Annotated in this window: 21 protein-coding genes and 1 pseudogene; 17 read left to right on the top strand and 5 right to left on the bottom strand. The window is 40.2% G+C overall.

The window, feature by feature from the left end; all coding sequences use genetic code 11:
• Positions 1-420: 420 nt before the first annotated feature.
• From P20439_RS02930 to hslR, 3 genes are all read right to left on the bottom strand, one after another.
• Entirely contained in the window at positions 421-1959 is a 1539-nt protein-coding gene (locus tag P20439_RS02930) for a phosphoenolpyruvate carboxykinase (RefSeq protein ID WP_008464509.1), read from the bottom strand.
• Between the two features lie 260 nt (positions 1960-2219).
• Positions 2220-3065, bottom strand: a complete 846-nt coding sequence (hslO, locus tag P20439_RS02935) for an Hsp33 family molecular chaperone HslO (protein ID WP_008464513.1) — start codon at positions 3063-3065, stop codon at positions 2220-2222.
• Between the two features lie 12 nt (positions 3066-3077).
• The gene (hslR, locus tag P20439_RS02940) at positions 3078-3500 is read right to left on the bottom strand and encodes a ribosome-associated heat shock protein Hsp15 (protein WP_008464515.1); all 423 of its coding nucleotides are present in this window, start codon (positions 3498-3500) and stop codon (positions 3078-3080) included.
• Positions 3501-3701: 201 nt separating this feature from the next.
• On the opposite strand from hslR, the gene gspC reads away from it, so the two are divergent.
• The 13 genes and pseudogenes from gspC (at position 3702) to P20439_RS03005 (ending at position 15729) form a co-directional block, all read left to right on the top strand.
• Positions 3702-4646, top strand: a complete 945-nt coding sequence (gene gspC, locus P20439_RS02945) for a type II secretion system protein GspC (RefSeq protein ID WP_008464517.1) — start codon at positions 3702-3704, stop codon at positions 4644-4646.
• A 23-nt stretch (positions 4647-4669) separates the two neighbouring features.
• The gene (gspD, locus tag P20439_RS02950; RefSeq protein WP_008464518.1) at positions 4670-6736 is read left to right on the top strand and encodes a type II secretion system secretin GspD; all 2067 of its coding nucleotides are present in this window, start codon (positions 4670-4672) and stop codon (positions 6734-6736) included.
• A complete protein-coding gene (gene gspE, locus P20439_RS02955) occupies positions 6729-8291 on the top strand; it encodes a type II secretion system ATPase GspE (protein ID WP_008113423.1) in 1563 nt (520 codons plus the stop codon). The genes gspD and gspE overlap by 8 nt, the downstream gene beginning before the upstream one ends.
• Before the next feature lie 2 nt (positions 8292-8293).
• Positions 8294-9528, top strand: a pseudogene (gene gspF, locus P20439_RS02960) (type II secretion system inner membrane protein GspF).
• Positions 9529-9597: 69 nt separating this feature from the next.
• On the top strand, positions 9598-10020 hold the full coding sequence (gene gspG, locus P20439_RS02965) for a type II secretion system major pseudopilin GspG (RefSeq protein WP_008113417.1): 423 nt from the start codon (positions 9598-9600) through the stop codon (positions 10018-10020).
• Positions 10021-10069: 49 nt separating this feature from the next.
• Positions 10070-10657 (top strand): prepilin-type N-terminal cleavage/methylation domain-containing protein, encoded by a 588-nt coding sequence (locus tag P20439_RS02970; RefSeq protein WP_008113416.1) that lies wholly within the window; start codon positions 10070-10072, stop codon positions 10655-10657.
• On the top strand, positions 10657-11031 hold the full coding sequence (gene gspI, locus P20439_RS02975) for a type II secretion system minor pseudopilin GspI (RefSeq protein WP_008113415.1): 375 nt from the start codon (positions 10657-10659) through the stop codon (positions 11029-11031). The genes P20439_RS02970 and gspI overlap by 1 nt, the downstream gene beginning before the upstream one ends.
• Complete coding sequence (gene gspJ, locus P20439_RS02980) at positions 11032-11697, top strand: type II secretion system minor pseudopilin GspJ (RefSeq protein ID WP_008113413.1); 666 nt, start codon at positions 11032-11034, stop codon at positions 11695-11697. It abuts the gene before it with no gap.
• Positions 11697-12683 (top strand): type II secretion system minor pseudopilin GspK, encoded by a 987-nt coding sequence (gene gspK / locus P20439_RS02985; RefSeq protein WP_008113412.1) that lies wholly within the window; start codon positions 11697-11699, stop codon positions 12681-12683. Before gspJ ends, gspK begins: the two co-directional genes overlap by 1 nt.
• On the top strand, positions 12680-13888 hold the full coding sequence (gene gspL, locus P20439_RS02990) for a type II secretion system protein GspL (RefSeq protein ID WP_008113411.1): 1209 nt from the start codon (positions 12680-12682) through the stop codon (positions 13886-13888). The genes gspK and gspL overlap by 4 nt, the downstream gene beginning before the upstream one ends.
• The gene (gene gspM / locus P20439_RS02995) at positions 13885-14358 is read left to right on the top strand and encodes a type II secretion system protein GspM (protein ID WP_008113410.1); all 474 of its coding nucleotides are present in this window, start codon (positions 13885-13887) and stop codon (positions 14356-14358) included. The genes gspL and gspM overlap by 4 nt, the downstream gene beginning before the upstream one ends.
• A 3-nt stretch (positions 14359-14361) precedes the next feature.
• Positions 14362-15120 (top strand): type II secretion system protein N, encoded by a 759-nt coding sequence (locus P20439_RS03000; protein WP_008113409.1) that lies wholly within the window; start codon positions 14362-14364, stop codon positions 15118-15120.
• Positions 15121-15141: 21 nt separating this feature from the next.
• The gene (locus P20439_RS03005) at positions 15142-15729 is read left to right on the top strand and encodes a UPF0149 family protein (protein ID WP_008113408.1); all 588 of its coding nucleotides are present in this window, start codon (positions 15142-15144) and stop codon (positions 15727-15729) included.
• A gap of 31 nt (positions 15730-15760) precedes the next feature.
• Here the strand turns inward: P20439_RS03005 and P20439_RS03010 are convergent, their stop codons facing one another.
• Both P20439_RS03010 and P20439_RS03015 read right to left on the bottom strand, forming a co-directional pair.
• Entirely contained in the window at positions 15761-15967 is a 207-nt protein-coding gene (locus P20439_RS03010) for a hypothetical protein (RefSeq protein WP_008113407.1), read from the bottom strand.
• Positions 15967-16326 (bottom strand): hypothetical protein, encoded by a 360-nt coding sequence (locus P20439_RS03015; protein WP_008113406.1) that lies wholly within the window; start codon positions 16324-16326, stop codon positions 15967-15969. Before P20439_RS03015 ends, P20439_RS03010 begins: the two co-directional genes overlap by 1 nt.
• 283 nt (positions 16327-16609) lie before the next feature.
• Here P20439_RS03015 and ccoG point away from each other — a divergent pair, with 283 nt between their 5' ends.
• The 4 genes from ccoG to P20439_RS03035 all read left to right on the top strand — a co-directional run bounded on the left by ccoG (position 16610) and on the right by P20439_RS03035 (position 20410).
• A complete protein-coding gene (gene ccoG, locus P20439_RS03020; RefSeq protein WP_008113405.1) occupies positions 16610-18040 on the top strand; it encodes a cytochrome c oxidase accessory protein CcoG in 1431 nt (476 codons plus the stop codon).
• A gap of 77 nt (positions 18041-18117) precedes the next feature.
• Positions 18118-19092 carry a serine/threonine protein kinase gene (locus P20439_RS03025; RefSeq protein ID WP_008113403.1) on the top strand — a complete coding sequence of 325 codons (975 nt, stop codon included), beginning with the start codon at positions 18118-18120 and terminating at the stop codon, positions 19090-19092.
• Between the two features lie 36 nt (positions 19093-19128).
• Complete coding sequence (locus P20439_RS03030) at positions 19129-19752, top strand: thiol:disulfide interchange protein DsbA/DsbL (protein ID WP_008113401.1); 624 nt, start codon at positions 19129-19131, stop codon at positions 19750-19752.
• A 19-nt stretch (positions 19753-19771) separates the two neighbouring features.
• On the top strand, positions 19772-20410 hold the full coding sequence (locus tag P20439_RS03035; RefSeq protein WP_008113400.1) for a thiol:disulfide interchange protein DsbA/DsbL: 639 nt from the start codon (positions 19772-19774) through the stop codon (positions 20408-20410).
• Positions 20411-20443: the final 33 nt, after the last annotated feature.

Consider the following 20443-nt stretch of genomic DNA (forward strand, 5'->3'; position numbering starts at 1 on the left):
CACGACTCGAATGACCAGAGCTTTTTTGTGTTCATAGGAGAGTACCAGTAATAGCTAGTGTTGTTTGATGTGCTCTATCAGGGTAAAGAGTGAAGTATTGGACAGGTTTATCCTACGGCATTGTTTCATTGCTGATGACAACGCACAGTTGTACAACTCTAACATAGTTTAATGGCGTTTAATTTTAGATATACGAAGTGGAATATTGTGTTTGTACAAACCAGCAACTGCTATTTTAAAGCTTGATAGGCTTTCGGTGAGTCTTTATTAAGAAATGCATAAAAACATAGGGAAAACGTCTTTAGCTAATTGGTGACTCATCAGCAATTAGCAAAGAAACCACGTTGCTAGAGTAAAATAGGTAGGATCAAAAACGCCAACTCAAGGTTGGCGTTTTAAATATGAGGCTAAAGGTGATTACTAAACTTTAGGGCCTGCATTTTTAATTTCGTCAGATACGTCGTATTTAGCAAAATTTTCTGTGAAATCAGCAGCTAGTTTAGACGCATATTCTGCGTATTTAACTTTGTCTTCCCATGTATTGATTGGGTTAAGAAGCTTGCTGTCTACGCCTGGTACTGCAACTGGTACGTCTAGATTTAGCACGTCAATGTGTTGAGTTTCAACACCGGCTAATTTTCCAGATACGATTGCATCAACAACAGCGCGTGTTGTTGGAATATCAAAGCGCTTACCAATACCGTAAGGACCACCTGTCCACCCAGTATTAACTAGGTAAACTTTAGCGCCGAATTCACGTACACGCTTCATTAGAAGCTCTGCGTAGACACCTGCAGGACGTGGGAAGAAAGGAGCGCCAAAACACGTTGAGAATGTTGATTCAATATCACTAGTAGAGCCAATTTCTGTAGAGCCAACTTTTGCTGTGTAGCCACTTAGGAAGTGAAACGCTGCAGCTTCTTCGGTTAGTACAGACACTGGTGGAAGTACACCACTTACATCACATGTTAAGAATACAACTGCCTTTGGCTCGCCTGCACGGTTTTCGACTTTACGTTTTTCAACGTGCTCTAGTGGGTAAGCTGCACGGCTATTTTGAGTTAGGCTGGTATCGTTGAAATCAGGAACACGGTTTTCATCAAGTACCACGTTCTCTAAAATAGTGCCGAATCGAATAGCGTCCCAGATAACAGGTTCGTTTTTCTGAGAAAGGTCGATACATTTAGCGTAACAACCACCTTCGATATTAAATACACTACCTGGTGCCCAGCCGTGCTCATCATCACCGATTAAGAAGCGAGTTGGATCTGCTGATAAGGTTGTTTTACCTGTACCAGATAGACCAAAGAATAATGCGGTATCACCTGCTTCACCTACGTTAGCAGAACAGTGCATTGGTAATACACCTTTTGCTGGTAGTAGGAAGTTTTGCACAGAGAACATCGATTTTTTCATTTCACCCGCGTAGCGCATACCAGCAAGTAACACTTTACGTTGTGCAAAGTTAATAATAACTGTGCCATCGCTATTAGTGCCATCGCGTTCAGGATCACATACAAACGAAGGTACATTCATTACTTGCCATTGAGGGAAGTCTGCTTTGTTGTATGACTGTGGTTCGATGAACATGTTTTTAGCGAAGATATGGTGCCAAGCAGTTTCTGTTGTTACAACCACTGGAAGGTAGTGCTCTGGATCAGCGCCTACTTCAAGGTGAGAGATAAAGTGGTCGTTGCTTTGCACATGTGCTTCTACACGTGCCCATAAGGCGTCAAACTTATCTGCATCGAATGGGCGATTTACGTTACCCCATTGGATTTCATTTTTAGTACTTGATTCTTGAACAATAAAACGATCTTTTGGAGAACGACCGGTACGACGACCAGTGTTAGCTACAAAAGCACCATTGGCGGCTAAAGTCCCTTCGCCACGGCTGATAGCGTGTTCGACAAGTTCAGCTGCAGTTAGATCGACAAAACGGGTAGCGCTTGAAGTCATGTTTATACCTAAATTGTGTGAGATTGAACGGGATAGCTCTGGGTCTTAGTAACCTTAAGCTGCAAATATAGTAACAGATGGATTAAGGATATTCGAGCTTATAAACGCCGTAAAAACATATAAATTAAGGAAAAAACATGAATAATTTCAATGATACCGGTGTCATGAAAAATGCTCAGCTTGTGATACCGGTGTCATTTTTTGGGCACAAAAAAGCCATAAAAATTTATGGCTATTTTATGGTGTGTTAAAAAGCTAGATTAGTTAAATATACTTTTTATATCTTGCTCGTTAAACACATAATCTTTTAAACAGTAATGACAGCTAATTTTAATTTCACCATTTTTTTCGACATCATCCAACAGCGCTTGTTGACCAACATTAACTAGAGCTGTCATCGTTTTTTCGCGGTTACAGCCACATTTAAATTGAATTGGCTGAGGGTCAAATACGCGTGGGTTATCTTCGTGATAAAGACGCGTTAAAATGGTATTAGCATCAAGCTCTAGTAGCTCTTCATCTTTAATAGTATTACTGAGTGCTTCTAAGTGAGCAAAATCTTCAATCGATTTTTGTTTATCTACAGGTAGCACTTGTAAAAATAGCCCACATGCTTTGGCACTGCCTTCTTTGGTGTCGGTTGCAAACCAAAGACGCGTTTTTAATTGCTCAGACTGCTCAAAGTAACTTTCTATACACTCACTTAATGTATCATGCTCTAAAGGTACTATCCCTTGGTAACGCTCACCTTGAGTGGGAGTAATAGTGATAACCATGTAGCCTTGGCCAATAAGCTCTTTAACTGTTGAGCCCGTCACTTCATGCTGTAATCGCGCTATACCACGCATATTTTGTTGATCGTCACCATTGATCACTGCATATTTTACGGGACCATCACCTTGTAGTTGAACCGCAATCTCGCCTTCAAACTTTAACGTTGCTGTTAATAAACAGGTTGCAACAAGCAGCTCACCTAATAATGCTTTAACGGGCTCTGGATAATTGTGTTTCGCAATCATTTCATTGTAAGCGTTGTCTATTTGTACGAGTTCGCCACGAACATCGAGGTTGTCAAATAAATAGCGGTGAAGTAAATCTTGTTGCATGAGCGGCTATACCTAACTTGATTTCATTTTTAAAAGTTCGCGTCTTTGCTTTTTATCTGGTTTTTTATCCGGATGCGGGGCAAAGAAACTGTTATTTTTGCGTGCGATACTATTTTCTTCACGCTTAGCAATACTAGCATCAGATTCTTGATACATGGTCTGTGCAATGGGGGCGCTTTGGCGCTTTTCAAGTATATTTAATACTGTGATGGTTTTTTCATCAACGCCTTGGGCTAGCTTTATAATTGCACCAATTTCTACTATTTTGCTGGCCTTACTACGTTGGCTATTATAATGCACTTTGCCGCCTTGTACCATTTCTCGAGCTATTGCGCGCGTTTTATAAAATCGAGCTGCCCATAACCACTTGTCTAACCTCACTTTAAGTGTGTCCGCGTTTTCTGAGCTGTCATTGAGTTTAGTTTTCTTTGTCATAAAACATCCCTAGTAAATTTACTTCTTAGGTAAATTATCACGAAACTGTTACCGCATGTAGCTATTGCTTGATTTCACAGCTAATACAATAAATAAATCAATCTGTTTACAAAGTTTAATATTAGCGTGCTTGTTGAATGAAAAATGAAAAGGTACTATGGCTGAGTGATTTCGTTATAAATTAAAATAAGAACACTACCTATGGAACAGCACGTTCAACAATTTAAGCAGTTATTAAACCGTTTACCGCATGCGAAATTAAGCGCAATGGTTATGGTTTTAGTTGTTGTTTATATTGCATTTTTATTATCAAAACTGATGTGGCTATTATGGCCGCAGCCAGTAACATCTCCTCTTGCCCCTATTAGCTATTCTAACCAAGCTGTGGGTGGCAATAACCAGTCTGTAGATTCGATTATTGAGCAATTTTTATTTGGTAAAGTAAATGTAACAAAAAACACCAATACTGCTCCGCAAACTAAAGTCATTAATAATGCCCCTGAAACGCGTCTTAGTATTAATTTAACCGGTATTGTTGCTGTGAGTAATGATGATAAGGCGGGAATGGCTATTATTGAATCACAAGGTCGCCAAGCGAGTTATTTAGTTGAGGATGTGGTGCAAGGCACGCGTGCAAAAGTATCGCAAATACTCCCTGACCGTGTGATTTTAGATGTAAGCGGTCGCTTTGAAACCTTAATGCTTGATGGGCTCGACTTTACTAAAACAGTGTCTATGCCGGTACTCGCTGCGCGAGATGAGTCTGAAATGGGGCCTTTAGCGCCTTCAGCACAAAGCGATGAACAAATTGATGCCACTGCCAACCTTGAGGTGAAAGAAGCATTAATAGAAACTCGCGAAGAGCTTTTAGAAGAACCTGGTAAGCTATTTGATTATATACGTGTTTCTCAAGCGATGAATGATGGGGAACTTATAGGTTATCGTTTGAGTCCAGGTAAAGAGCCCGAACTATTTAAACAAATGGGATTACAAAATAACGATTTAGCCGTGGCAATTAACGGTTATCAATTAACAGATTTAAAACAGGCAATGGCAGCAATGAATGAGCTGCGAAACAGTACAGATGCAACTATCACAATAGAGCGTGATGGTGAGCAAATAGATGTACTATTTAGTCTGCAATAACTTAGCTTTGGAGTTTTAACATAATGGTTCAGGTGCTACACCTCAAAAAAATTAAAAAAGGGTTAGCTAAGTATGCAGCACTTTTTTTAGCGGCAAGTCTTTCTATGTCGGTTGCTGCTGTTGAATACGCTGCTAACTTTAAGGGCACAGATATTAATGAGTTTATTAATATTGTTGGCAAAAACCTTAATAAAACCATCATTATTGATCCTAACGTGCGTGGCAAAGTAAATGTACGTAGTTACGAATTAATGGATGAGGCACTTTACTATCAGTTCTTTTTAAATGTTTTAGAAGTTTACGGTTATTCAGCCGTCGAAATGGATAACAACATAATAAAAATAGAAAAAAGCTCAGATGCTAAAAAATCCAATGTACCGTTAATTACAACGGACAGCGATGCAGCTGGCGATATGATGATCACTCGGGTTGTGCGAGTTAAAAATGTCAGCGTTCAAGAATTAGGCCCTTTGGTTCGCCAGTTTAGTGACCAAAAAGATGGTGGGCATGTTGCTAACTTTAATGCCGCTAACGTGATGATGCTAACAGGACACGCAGCATCTGTTAATCGCTTAGTCGAAATTATTCGCTCTGTTGACCAAGCGGGTGATAAGCGTGTTGATATCGTTAAGCTTAAGTACGCGACGGCTGATGATGTTGTCTCAGTGGTTGAAAATATCTATAAAGACAGTGGTAAGGGCAGTGTTCCTGAGTTTTTAATTCCTAAAGTGGTAGCTGATGGTCGTACTAATAGTGTGATTGTTAGTGGTGAAGGCCAAGCACGTACACGCGCCATTGAGCTTATTAAGCGTTTAGATGGTGAACTGGAAAGCCAAGGTAACACTAAAGTATTTTACCTAAACTACGCAAAAGCAGAAGATTTAGTCAAAGTACTCCAAGGTGTGAGTAAATCGCTGGCAGAGGATTCAAAAGGCGGAGCAACCAACAATGCGCGTAGCAGTAATAGAAACGACACTAGCATTGAAGCTCATCCAGATTCTAACTCACTCGTGATCACTGCTCAGCCAGATACGATGCGTTCACTAGAGTCAGTGATTGAGCGTTTGGATATTCGCCGCGCACAAGTACTAGTGGAAGCCATTATTATTGAAGTGATGGAAGGTGATGGCGTTAACTTTGGCCTGCAATGGATTTCAGAGCAAGGTGGGATGCTACAATTTAACAATGGTACAACAGTACCTGTGGGTGCGTTAGCTGTCGCTGCGGAGCAGGCTCGTGACACTACCGTATCCAAAAATATAATAGGTACTGAAAGCGGTACGGTAACCAAGGTTGATGAAACTACTAAAGGCGATTACGGCCCACTAGCCTCATTACTTGGTGGTATTAATGGTTTAGCTATGGGAGTGATAAAAAACGACTGGGGTGCAATTGTTCAAGCGGTTTCAACCGACACTAATTCGAATATTCTAGCTACTCCATCTATTACTACAATGGATAACGAAGAAGCATCTATTTTGGTTGGTCAAGAAGTACCTATTATCACAGGTTCGCAGACAGGTAGTAACAACGAAAATCCATTTCAAACGGTAGAGCGTCAAGAGGTGGGTATAAAGCTTAAAGTGACACCACAAATTAATGATGGTTCTGCGGTGCAATTAACCATAGAGCAAGAAGTTTCTAGTGTTAGTGGTGCAACGGCAGTTGATATTTCAGTGAATAAGCGCGCAATTAAAACAACCGTAATGGCCGATGATGGCGGTATGGTGGTATTAGGCGGCTTGATTGATGAAGATGTGCAAGAAAGCGTGTCAAAAGTGCCATTACTAGGCGACATTCCTATTTTAGGGCACTTATTTAAGTCAACTAATACAACAAAACGTAAGCGTAATCTTATCGTGTTTATTCGACCAACCATTATTCGCGATGGCGTTAGTATGAATAAACTCAGCTTTAGTAAATATAACTTTATTCGCGGTGAGCAATTTAAAAAACGTGAAGATGGTATTAATTTAATGCCAATGTCAGACACGCCTATTTTACCCGAGTGGAATGACGAACTAGTGCTACCACCTACGTACGAAGAGCATTTACGCAAACAAAATGCACAAGAGCGTAACGATGACTAATGCGATAGAAGATATTAATCAAGATGTTGTTCATCCAATTATTCACAGTGATGATCAGCTTGCTCAAGAGGATTTAGTCGAGCTGCCTGCAAAGCGTTTGCCGTTTTCATATGCCAGACGAGTGGGTGCGTTACTCAGTAAGCATAAAGATAACCAGATTGTGTATTACCGTGGTGAGCTTGATGTTGATGTATTACTAGAAGTACGCCGTATTGCAGGACATGGCTTTACACTTGAGCAACTAGAAGATGATAAGTTTGAGCTATTACTAGAAGCATCGTATCAACGTGATAGTTCAGAAACTCAGCAAATGATGGAAGATATTGGTAATGAGGTTGATTTATTCTCACTAGCTGATGAGCTTCCTCAAACTGAAGACTTGCTTGCCGGTGACGACGATGCACCTATTATAAAACTAATTAATGCCATGCTCAGTGAGGCAATTAAAGAAGGCGCCTCTGATATCCACATTGAAACGTTTGAGCAAGAGCTGGTTATTCGTTTTCGGGTGGATGGCGTACTCAAAGAAGTTTTAAAACCTAATCGGAAACTAGCCTCTTTACTGGTATCGCGTATTAAAGTAATGGCCAAACTCGATATTGCAGAAAAACGTATACCGCAAGATGGTCGTATTAGTTTGCGTATTGCAGGACGCGCTGTAGATGTGCGTGTGTCGACTATGCCATCGAGCTTTGGTGAGCGCGTGGTACTGCGTTTACTTGATAAAAACAATGCACGTTTAAATCTAGAAGACTTAGGTATGACAGCTCGAAACCGAGAGCTGTTTGCCGACTTAATTAGCAAGCCTCACGGTATAATTTTAGTTACAGGCCCTACAGGCTCTGGTAAAAGTACCACGCTTTATGCAGGTATGAGCCAAATTAACTCGCGGGATCGCAATATTTTAACGGTTGAAGATCCAATTGAGTACGAAATTCCTGGCATTGGCCAAACACAGGTTAATACCAAGGTTGATATGACCTTTGCCCGTGGTCTGCGCGCTATTTTACGTCAAGATCCGGATGTAGTTATGGTTGGTGAAATACGAGATTTAGAAACAGCCCAAATTGGTGTGCAAGCATCACTCACTGGCCACTTAGTTATGTCTACGTTACATACCAATACAGCCTCAGGTGCAATCACCCGTATGGAAGATATGGGCGTTGAGCCATTTTTATTATCGTCTTCATTACTGGGGGTATTATCCCAGCGCTTAGTACGTACTTTATGTAATAGCTGTAAAGAAGGTCACGTTGCAGATGAGCGTGAATGTGAATTACTCGGCGTATCGTTTGACAATGCACCGACGATTTATCGCGCAGTAGGGTGTGAAGAGTGTAACTTTAATGGCTACCGAGGTCGTACTGGTATTCACGAGTTATTAGTTGTCGACGAAACCATTCGTGAAATGATCCACAGCGGTAAAGGTGAGCAAAGCGTAGAGAAATACATTCGCAAGCATAGCTCAAGCATTCGTCAAGATGGTTGCAGCCGTGTGCTTGCTGGTAAAACAACGCTTGAAGAAGTGCTGCGCGTAACGCGTGAGGAAGGCTAGCTATGGCGGCGTTTGAATACCGCGCATTAGATGGCCGGGGAAAAGAAAAAAAGGTATTTTAGAAGCCGATACAGCTAAGCAAGTTCGTCAGCTTCTGCGCGATCAAAAGCTCACGCCGTTTGAGGTTGTGCCTGCTGCGCAAGATGACAAACAAGTTAAAGGTCAAAAAGCTCCCTTACTTGGTTCTTTATTTAAACCAACCATATCAACAGCCGATCTCGCTTTGATCACTCGTCAGCTTGCAACCCTAATTCAGTCTGCCCTACCTGTAGAGGGGGCGGTAATGGCAGTTGCTGAGCAGTGTGAAAAGCCAAGGCTAAAACGTATGTTGATGTCGGTGCGATCGAAAGTAGTGGAAGGTTATACTCTGGCTGATGGTATGAGTGAATTTCCGCATGTTTTTGACGATTTGTACCGCGCTATGGTGGCGGCAGGTGAAAAGTCAGGTCACTTAGATCAAGTGCTCAACAGACTAGCTGATTACACTGAGCAGCGCCAACATATGCGCAGTCAAATTACGCAGGCTATGGTGTATCCAATTATTTTGGTGGTGTTTGCCATTGGTATTGTGTCGGTATTATTGGGTACTGTGGTACCTAAAATATTAAAAACGTTCGAAAAAACTAAACAAGTTTTACCTTGGACCACCGAGTGGGTTATGGCGGGTAGTCATTTTGTGCAAAATTACTGGTTTATAAGTTTATTGGTGATCACCGCTACCGCGGTTGGAATCAAATATGCGCTTAAAAAACCTAAGGTACGGTTTTGGTGGGATGCAAAAGTATTACATATGCCAGGCATAGGTAAAGTTGCTAGAGGAATTAACACAGCGCGCTTTGCTCGTACTTTAAGTATTTTATCGTCAAGTTCAGTACCGCTACTAGAAGGAATGCGTATTTCTGGTGGGGTATTAGTTAACGAAAAAATCAAACAAGCTGTGGCTGATGCCGCAGAAAGAGTAAGTGAAGGAGCAAGTCTGCGTGCTTCACTGCAGCAAACTAAGTTGTTTCCACCAATGATGCTGCATATGATAGCCAGTGGTGAAAAGTCCGGTGAACTTGAGCAAATGTTAGAGCGAGCCGCTAACAATCAAGATCGCGAGTTTGAAAGTATGGTCAATGTGTCATTAAAATTATTAGAACCTGCAATGATTGCCTCCATGGCAGTCATTGTATTGTTTATAGTAATGGCAATTTTGCAGCCAATTATGGCAATGAATAAGGCTGTTGGCCTTTAATTATTTTTTATATTAATGATTTACTTAAATCATTTTTGCTTAGTGTTTTTAGAATAACGAGGTAATAACGTGAATAAACAATCAGGTTTTTCTTTATTAGAAGTGATGGTGGTACTGGTTATCATCGGGATGATCATGTCGATTGTGGCACCTAATATTATGGGTCAGCAAGAAGAAGCAGCTATTGATAAAGCGCATTTAGATATTCAGCAGTTAGAAGATGCTATGAGTTTGTACAAGCTTAAAAATAAAAGCTACCCAAGTACAGAGCAAGGCTTAGAGGCATTAGTCACAAAAACCAGTATTGAGCCTATTCCAAAGCGCTTCCCTGATGGTGGCTTTATTAGCAAATTACCAGAAGATCCGTGGGGGAATAATTACCAATTAATTAGTCCTGGAGAGATTGGTAAGTTTGATATTTTTTCTATGGGACCCGATGGCGAACCAGCTACCGATGATGATATTGGCAACTGGGATGAAGATAAGCAGTAATGGGTATCAACTTTATCATACGTTTAAACTTAGTTGATTGGGGTTTACCATGCAGGTAAACCTTAAGCACCTAGGTGCAAAGCAATATGGTTTTAGTTTAATAGAAATTTTAGTGGTATTGGTGATCATCGCCTTTGCCACCAAAATGGTGGTATACAGCTTAGATGGCGGCGCTGAGGAAGAGCTAGATAAGCAAGCAGGTAGGCTGCATACCACCATTAATGCTGCATCGGAATTTGCAGTACTTAACCAAGTAGAGTTAGGTTTGTTAGTTGATCAAAATACGCTTGAATTTTTAGTGTTTGATGGTGAAAAGTGGATCAGCTTTGAACGGGAAGAGTTATTTAAACCAATTGAGTTTGACCAGCAATTCAAAGTAACACTTAACTTAGAAGACCTACCTTGGGCGCAAGATAATTTATTAGAGCAATCTAACTGGCGTGAGTTAATGAGTGGCGATAATGAAGACAGTTTATTAGAACTTAAAAAATTAAAAGTTCCTCAAGTACTTCTTTTATCCTCTGCTGATGTAAGTGCATTTCAGCTCATGCTTGAGTTAAAAGATCAGGCGGAGCCGGTATATTTTATTGAAGGTAAATTTGCAGCGCCAGTAGATTTTCGTCGAGAGCCCCAATAATGAAAAGATACCAAGGCTTTACCTTATTAGAAGTCTTAGTTGCGCTAAGTATTTGTGCCATGGCAGGTATTGCTGCAATGCAAGCAACCGGTGAGCATATTCATCACTTATCCAGCATTGAAGAACAAACGTATGGCTCATGGGTAGCCGAGAATGTATTGGTAGAACAACGAACGAAAGGCGAAAAATGGCAAGGTAAAAATGGTACCCGCGGCACTGAGATGATGGCGGGGATTGAATGGTTTTGGCGCCAAGATGTTGTGCCCACTGCTGATAAAAGCTTTGTAAAGGTCACTATTAATGTGTTTACAGATGATAAGTATGAAAATTCAATTTATGAGTTAAGTACTTACTTAAATAAAGGTAAGCCATAAGTGAAGCAGCGCGGTTTTACATTATTAGAAGTGATGGTGGCACTAGGGGTGTTGGCGTTTGTTATTATGGCCACCCACCAAATACTTGATACCACCACGCGTGCCAAAGAAGCATCAGATGAAAAAATTGCTGAGCTAAATGGGTTACAAACAGCCTTCAGGCTAATGGATCAAGACTTTAGCCAAATGACTAAACGCCAAGTGCGTAATGAAGCAGGGGATTTTCAAGAGAGTTACTTACTTGCAGGGCGCTACATTTTAGAAAGCCAGCTTGATGGCATTGCCTTTGTGCGTGATGGTTGGATGAATCCCATTAATTTGCTTCCTCGCTCAGAGCTGCAAGCTGTTGGTTATCGAGTAATTGATGACAACTTAGAACGAGTATATCGCATTTATGTTGATCAACTTGATAATATGGAGCCTCGTAGCCAAGTTGTTTTAGCTGACGTAGAAGAGCTTAAATTTGAGTTTTTAGATGGTAACGCAGAGTGGCAAGAAAACTGGCAAATTAAGGCGTTACCTAAAGCGGTAGCTGTAACGTTAAAGCAAATGAACGCAGAACCAATTAGGCGCGTTTTTTTAGTGCCAGGACTCGGTAAAGAGTTAACTAAACCAGTTAATGATGGTACTAACCAATCGCAACCAAATGGCCGAGGAACGCCTTGATGAATCAAAAAACATCACGCGGCGCGGCGTTAGTTATTGTGTTATTTATTGTCGCGCTGGCTGCTATTTTAGCCGTAGAAATGAGTGCGAACTTAATGGTACAAGTACAAAGAAGTACTAACTTGCAGAGTCAGCAACAGGCTAAATGGTATGCTTATGGCGCTGAAGAATTAGCTATTAAAGGCTTAATTCAAAGTAAAAAAGACGATCCAGAAAAAACCACCTTAGCGCAGCCGTGGGCAAAGCAAGGTGATGTTAAGTATCCAGTTGATAACGGCACGTTAAGCGGTCAGTTAACTGATTTACAAGCCTGTTTAAACTTAAATGCGCTTGGTGCTGAGCCTGACCCAAACAGTACTAATAAAACGAACCCTGCGCATAAAGCGTTGTTTGCCATATTAGAAAATATAGAAGACTTACCCAGTGATGAGTCTGAAGAAGGTATGGCTGATAGTGTTTTTGACTGGTTAGATAAAAATAGTATTACGTATCGCTCAGGAGCTGAAGAAGGCGAGTATTTATCGCGTCAGTTTCCGTATATGACAGCAAATAGCCTATTTGCTTCAGTATCTGAACTGCGTTTAATTAAAGGATTTAACCCTTTAGTGATGGAAAAGGTGTTGCCTTATGTCTGTGTGATCCCAGGCAGTACGTTACTTTCAATTAATGTTAATACAGTCACTGAAGAGCAAGCTTTATTGCTCAGTGGCCTAATAGACGAACTGAGTGTTTCGGGTGCTCAAGCGGTAATCGCAGCGCGACCTGAAAATGGCTTTGATAATATTGAAGAGTTTTTTGAGTCTGTTAAACAACAAGGCGGCAAAAATATCAAAGCAGTAGAAAAGCTTTTTAGTTTAAAAAGTGAATATTTTAAATTACAAACGCAGGCAAAATTTGTTGATTTGCGTTTTTCGATGACCACATTACTGTATGCCAGCAATGGCGAGGTAACGATACTGGCGCGAAAATTTGGAGGCGTACAGTGACAGAGATACTGTTGATCCGCACGGGTCAAACCGAGCAAGATTTACTTAACTGGTTAATATACTCACCACAAGAACAAGAAATAATAGCCAGTGGCGAGCTACAAAATGCCAATCAGTTAAGTGAACTAACTGAAAAAGCATTAACCCGAGAGCTTGTGGTACTTTTACCATGTGACCAGGTGCAATTAAAAACGGTGACACTGCCAACAAAGTGGAGCCGTAAATTAGAGCAAGCATTGCCCTATATGCTCGAAGAAGATCTTGCATGCGATATAGACGACATTTATATCGCGCTTGGGGAGCCAACTATGGTTGATGAGCAGCATGCAATTAAGATTGCGCTAACGAACCGTGATTGGTTTGAGCACTGGTTAGAAGTATTTGAACAACATCAACTCACCCCATATCAAATAGTACCGGATGCATTGCTATTGCCAGGCGCTGAAGAGTCATGTGTTACTGCCATCGAACTTAATAAACAGTGGCTCTTTAAACAAGGTGACTGGCATATTAGCGCGGTTGAAAGCAGTTGGCTAAAAGAGTATTTAGTAGCATTAGGCAACCCAGATATCAAGCATTACAGCCCTGCTGATCAGTTTCCTGAAGCACTTAACTTATATCCGCAAACAAGTGACTATGAGTTACCGTTGGCATTATTTGCTAAGCAGCTTGATAAACTTAAGTTTAATTTGCGTCAAGGACCTTACACCCTTAAAAAGAAAACAGCGTTATGGTGGGGTTACTGGAAAAGTGCCGCCATTATCAGTGTGATTGCCTTGGTATCGAGTGTGACAATTAAAGCGGTTGAATTACATCAACTGAATTCGCAACTTGAGGTAGCTAAATCACAAGTAGTAGAGCGATATCAAAAAGCCTTTCCTGGCACGCGAGTGCGTCCTCATTTAATTAAAAATCAAATACAGGGTGCATTGGATAAAGTGCAAGGTGTTAGCGATGCAGGCTTTTTAGATTTAACCAGTAAGTTGGTTAGCGTGTTTTCGCAAGTGAATGAGTTTACGCCACAAACATTACGCTTTGACAAACGCCGTAATGAATTGCGCATTCGAGCCCGTGGTAAAGACTTTCAAACCTTTGGTAAGGTTAAAGCCATCCTGGAGCAGCAAGGGGTCACAGTTGAGCAGGGCTCGTTAAATAATGATGGCGATTTTATCGTCGGTGAAATCAGACTGCGAGGTGCACAATGAAGCAGCAGTTCATGCAATATTGGCGTTCATTAAAAGAGCAAGAGCAACAACTAATTATGGTTGCAGGCGGTGTATTTATCATTTTTGTTTTGGTGATGGGGGTTTTTAGGCCTTTAAATACTGCGATAGAGCGAGCAGAGCAATCACAAATAAAGCAGCAAGAATTGTTAGCCTGGGTAGACGAGAGTATTGTTAAGCTCAAAGCAGCTGGTAAAACGCAAGCCGTGAGTAACCAAAATCTCAGCCAAATAGTTAATAATACGCGCGGCCGTTACAGCATTAATATTAGTAAAATGCAGCCTAATGATAATTCACTTCGTTTAACGCTCGACTCGGTAGAGTTTAATCTATTAATCCAATGGATTGACGAGCTCGTTAATCAGCATGGCTTAAGTGTAGAAAACCTAGATTTAAGCCAAGATGATAAGTCCGGTTATGTACGCGTAAGCCGTTTAGTATTAGAGAAGTAGTTAATGAAAAAAATAATAATTTTATCCATCGTTTTTTTAATGAGCTTTATTGTTTTTAGCGTTATTAAATTACCGGCTGCGGTTGCTGTAAATTTAGCTAAACCGTATTTACCACCGCAGTTAGAAATAGGGCAAACAGTTGGCACACTATGGCAGGGGCAAGTGATGCAGCTGCGCTTTGATGGCGAGCAATTAAATAATGTGCGCTGGGATATATCTGGCTGGTCGTTATTTAAAGCTCAAGTGAATACTAACTTACGCTTTGGTAACCCTCGTGAACGCAGTGATATATCCGGTTATGCAGATATTAGTTATTCACTAGCAAATGATGAACTTAAAATAACTGATACCGTAGTGCGTTCAACCGTTGAGCGAGCAATGCAGCGAATTGATTTACCGTTACCGGTTACAGCTAAAGGGCGTGTAATTTTAGAGCTCGATGAATACGTTTCGGGTGCGCCTTATTGTCAATCATTACAAGGTGAAATAGCCAGCCCTGATATTGATGTACAAGGTTTAACAGGTTGGTTCAATATTGGTGACCTCAGTGGTAAATTAAGTTGTAAGTCGGGTGATGTTGCCATACTAATCGAGCCAGACAATAGATTAGGGCTAGAGGCAGATGCTACACTAAAGGCTAATTTTGACTTTAAAGTTGCGGGATATGTTAAACCTGATCTAACTTTACCTAAAGAAGTTCATGATGCGGTGAAGTTTTTAGGCAGACCAGATAACCAAGGTCGTTACCCACTTAAATTTTAATATTTTATATAAAGAGTTTTAATGCAAATACCTCAGTTTACTGAGCAGCACGCTAAGCTGCTCAGCGAGTTTTTAACTACCCAGCCTAGCGCAATGAGCCTTACCCAAAGCCAAGGTTATTTATTTGGCGTTATATGTTCACCTGAGCCATTAGAAGTTCACCAATGGTTAGAGAATATCCTCCCTAATACAGCAAACGACCTTGATGAAGACATATTGTTTTTATTTATGGCGTTACATCATCAAGTGAGTGAGCAAGTATTTGAGCTGGGTTATAAGTTACCTAATGAGTTTGAATATGACTTTTGCCAGCAGTGGTCTGCTGGATTTCTAACAGCAAGCCAAGCATATACTCATAAGTTACTAGCAAGTGAGCAACTTGATAGTCAGTATAAACAAGCACTTGAAAGTGCACAGGCGACGCTCAGTTTTTTTGCACTCGATAAACCAATTATTGCGCAAATTGCACAGCAAAATAATATTGATGAATTACACTTATGTGAGCAGCAGTACGAGTTAATGGGCGACTTTGCATTAGGTTTTGCTGAACTTATCGAAATTGTAGCGCTTAACAGTGGCTTGTATACTGATGAAGGGTGGGAAGAGTAAGTTTTCTAGCACTTAAACTTTGTTCTTAAACCTAACCGCCAATTTCTAATTCAATATCAGTGCAACCTTGTTTGCACTGTATTACTCCTTTACCAGGCTCGCTGGTGGCTAAATTAAGGGTTAACACGCCCTTACAATGTTCACATTTTAACGTTTTACCCTGTGCCAATTGCTTAAGCATAGTGCGGTGTTGATGAAATGAGTTACTCGCTTTTTTATTTAATCCAGAAAAATCCATTATTTTATTCTCGCCTGCGCTAATGATTCCTTGATAATTCGACATACAGTAAGTAATCGTTCTTCGTAAAAGTAAAGGTTTAGATCACCTTGACGACAATAGCGTAGTTCAAATAACTTGACTGATTCATCCGTAGTAAATGTTTTAGCAACATAGTCTTGTTCAGAACGAGAAAGTGCTAGTTGCTGATTCACTTTGTTTCTCGTCATAGTTGCTACAGGAAAGCGGTCTACTTTAGTTGTGCTGCTTAACAAGCCTATACCATCACCGAGCAAGCGTTCGCGCGGCTCTTTTACTAAGGGGTGATCAACGGTAAAAAATGCTAGGATCACGACCACTAGTATAAAAAATTTCTTCATAAATATACAAACCTTGATCCAAACAACACTTTAGTAGCCGGCAAGTGTAATAAAATACACCTTAAAAGCAAGTCACAAGTTGAATAAATTATTAGCAATCTAGTCAGTAATTTTAGCTAATATGCGTATAATAAGGGACAGTAGTTAGATATTTCTGAAATATCTGAAAGTACACAAGTACTACTTAAAGCGAATTATGTTTAGCATGTAAGTTGCTACACTTAGGCGAAAAGTACTAAAAGATTGCTGAATTTTTATTTCCTAGCGGCGTTGAGGAACTTCAATGGATAAGCAAATTAAAGTAAAAAACATACCAACAGAGGTTAAGATCCAAAAACCTGATCTGAGCCGTCAAGAAGATAGATTTAACCCTCGTAATCGTATTTATGTGCGTGCGGTTACAGGGCTTCATCAATTATTAAGACAACGCATCGGCTTTTTAGGCATGCTAGCGTTTATGTTATTGCCATGGATAAACTTTAATGGCCAGCAAGCTGTTTTGTTTGAGCTAATGGAGCAAAAGTTTAATATTTTTGGTTTAACTTTGTGGCCACAAGATTTCACTATTCTTGCATTTATTTTTATGCTTGCGGCATTTGCTCTATTTTTAGTGACTACTTTTTATGGCCGTGTATGGTGTGGCTATACCTGCCCGCAAACAGTATGGACCTTCATTTTTATTTGGTTTGAAGAAAAATTTGAGGGCAGTGCTAACCAACGTAAAAAGTTAGATCAACGGCCAATGGATTTTGATAAATTCTGGCGAAAAACCGCAAAGCACACCAGTTGGGTATTATTTTCTTTATATACTGCGTTAACTTTTGTTGGTTACTTTACGCCTATTCGTGAACTAATCCCTGAGTTTGTCACCTTTAATGTGGGCGGTTATGCCTTAGTTAGTATCATTGTATTTACGATATGTACTTATGGTAATGCGGGCTGGATGCGCGAAATAATGTGTTTACATATATGTCCCTATTCACGCTTTCAGTCAGCGATGTTTGATAAAGACACCTTTACTGTCAGCTATGATGAAGCGCGTGGTGAAAACCGCGGGCCACGCTCGCGTAAACAAGACCCTAAAGAGTTGGGTTTAGGTGACTGTATTGACTGTAACTTGTGTGTGCAGGTTTGCCCAACCGGGATTGATATTCGTAATGGTCTGCAATATGAGTGTATAAATTGTGGCGCTTGTATTGATGCTTGTGACGGCGTAATGGATAAAATGAATTACCCTCGAGGGCTTATCTCTTATACCACTGAGCGTAATTTAGAAACACCAGAGAATAAAACCCATCCGCTGCGTCCAAAGCTGATTGGTTACAGTGTTATTTTACTCTTACTTACTGGTGCACTGGTTGCTAATATAGCGATGCGTAAAACCATGGACTTTGATATTATCCGTGACCGTAATCAGTTGTATCGTGTCGATTTTAATGGCTTAGTTGAAAATACCTACACCTTAAAAGTGATTAATAAAGCACAATATGAGCAAACATTCTCTATTGATGTTAAAGGGTTAGATAACTATAAATACATAGGCGATACCACCTTTACAGTAAATGCCGGTGAATCGCATAATGTACCGCTATCATTAGTCATGGACCCTTATGATTTAAAAGCGCCAATGACCGAGTTTAACTTTGTACTGTCGCCAATAAACGAGCCTGATAACCAAATATCGCAGCCAAGCAACTTTTTTAAAGCGCGATAAAGGGTCTGTATTAAAAAACGAACACTGTTATTAACAAAAAGCGGGATATTCCCGCTTTTCTTTTATATAAGAAGTATATGAGTAAATTTAGCTTTATTGACTTAACCCCAGATCTTATTTTGGATGCTATAGAAAGCGTTGATATTTACGCTGAGTCAGGGTTGTTAGCGCTAAATAGCTACGAAAATCGAGTATATCAATTTGTAGCTGAGGGTGGAAAACGTTACGTTGTTAAGTTTTATCGCCCTGAACGCTGGAGCAAAGCGCAAATTCAAGAAGAGCATGATTTTGCCTTTGAACTGGCAGCCGCAGAAGTACCAGTGGTTGCGCCAATAAAGCATAATGGGCAAAGCTTATTTGAACACCAAGGGTATTTATTTACTTTGTTCCCAAGTGTAGGCGGGCGTTTATTTGAAGTCGATAATTTAGATCAGCTTGATGTGCTTGGGCGTTTAATTGGTCGCATGCACCAAGTGGCGAAAACAAAACCCTTTACTCAAAGACCGACTGTTACCTGTGATGAATACCTGCATACAGCTAAAGTTCATTTACAAAAAAGTAATTTAGTCCCTATGGGGCTAGAGACTTCTTTTTACACTATTTTAGATTTAGTTATTGCCCAAGCGCAGCTGCAATATAAAAATGTAGACAGTATACGCTTACACGGAGACTGTCATGCTGGTAATATTTTATGGGCTGGGGATGCACTGATGTTTGTTGATTTAGACGATAGCCGCCAAGGACCAGCAATTCAAGATTTATGGATGATGCTCAGTGGCGATCGACAAACACAGCTGTTACAGTTAGACACTTTAGTGAATGCGTATGAGGAGTTTTGCGATTTTGATCACTCACAACTGAAGCTGATCGAACCGCTTCGCGCCATGCGTATGATTCATTACATGGGGTGGGTTGCAAAACGTTGGAGCGATCCAGCTTTTGTACGGAACTTTTCATGGTTTGCAGATGACAAATACTGGGAGCAACAAATTTTAGCGCTTAAAGAACAGCTTGCAGCTTTGCAAGAAGCCCCGTTAAAATTATTGCCATAATATTTTTATTTAAAAAAGAAGTATAACGAGATATTCATGCTTAAAAAATTAAAACTAAGTTTACTGATCCTATGTTTACCTTTCGCAGCACTAGCTGCCAACTTTGAAGCAGGTAATCAATATACTGTGATTGACGTTGAGAAAAGTAAAACGCCAAATGTAACCGAATTCTTCTCTTTCTATTGCCCGCACTGTTTTAAGTTTGAGCCGGTAGCAAAAGGGATTGCAGAAAACTTACCTGAAGGGGCTGAGTTTGTAAAAAATCATGTTAACTTTTTAGGGGGCGTTTCACCACAAGCACAAAGTAACTTGAGCCTTGCTTACTTAATTGCAAAAAAACATGGTCAAACAGAAGCGGTAACAGCGCAAATTTTTAAAAGCATCCATATTCAGCGTGCACCATTAACAGAAATTAAAGACGTTAAGAAGTTATTGGAGCTTAACGCAATTGATAACAGCACATTTGATAACGATATTGCTAGTTTGCCTATCATAGCAGCTGAACGTGCCATGCAAGATAAGCAGAATAAATATTCTGAACTTGGCGCATTAACTGGCGTGCCTACATTTATCGTAAATGACAAATATAAAATCAATATTAATACAATCAAGAGCCAACAAGAGCTTGATGAGTTAATTAGCTTTTTACTAAAACTATAATTTTTGGAGCACCATAATAATGATCAAATTAGTTAAAGCAGGGTTACTTGCTGTATTACTCCCTTTAGCTGCAACCAGTTTTGCTGCCACTTACGAAGAGGGCGTGCATTATGATGTCGTCTCTGATCGTGCAACCAGAAAGCCAGAAGTAAAAGAGTTTTTCTCTTTTTACTGTCCTGCATGTAATAACATGGAGCCACTGCTTGCTGAGATAAAACCTAAGCTAGACAAAAACGTAAAGTTCAAGAAAAGCCATGTAGATTTCGTGGGTGTACGTGACCCTGAACATCAAACCATGATCAGCCAAGCATTAGCGACTGCTGAGGTACTACCGCAAAAAGATAAAATTATCTCAGCGATGTTTGATCATATTCACGCAAAGCGTGCTCGTTTTAATGAGCTTGCAGATGTAAAAGATGTGTTTTTAGCGCAAGGTGTAGATGGCGACAAATTTGATAAATTATTTGAAAGCTTCTCGGTACGTACACTGAGCTCTAAAATGAAGCGCGACCAAGATTACTTTAAAGGTAAAGGGGCACTGCGTGGCGTTCCTACATTTATTGTTAATGGTAAATATAAGCTTAACTTAGGTGGCGAGTCAGGTATTTCATCGCCAGAAGATGTAAGCGCACTTATTAACTACTTAGCAAATAAATAAGTAGTTTAGTGAAATAAAAAAGCTCCGAAAGGA

Origin of the sequence: Pseudoalteromonas sp. BSi20439, assembly GCF_000241165.1 — a bacterium.
Lineage (GTDB): Bacteria > Pseudomonadota > Gammaproteobacteria > Enterobacterales > Alteromonadaceae > Pseudoalteromonas.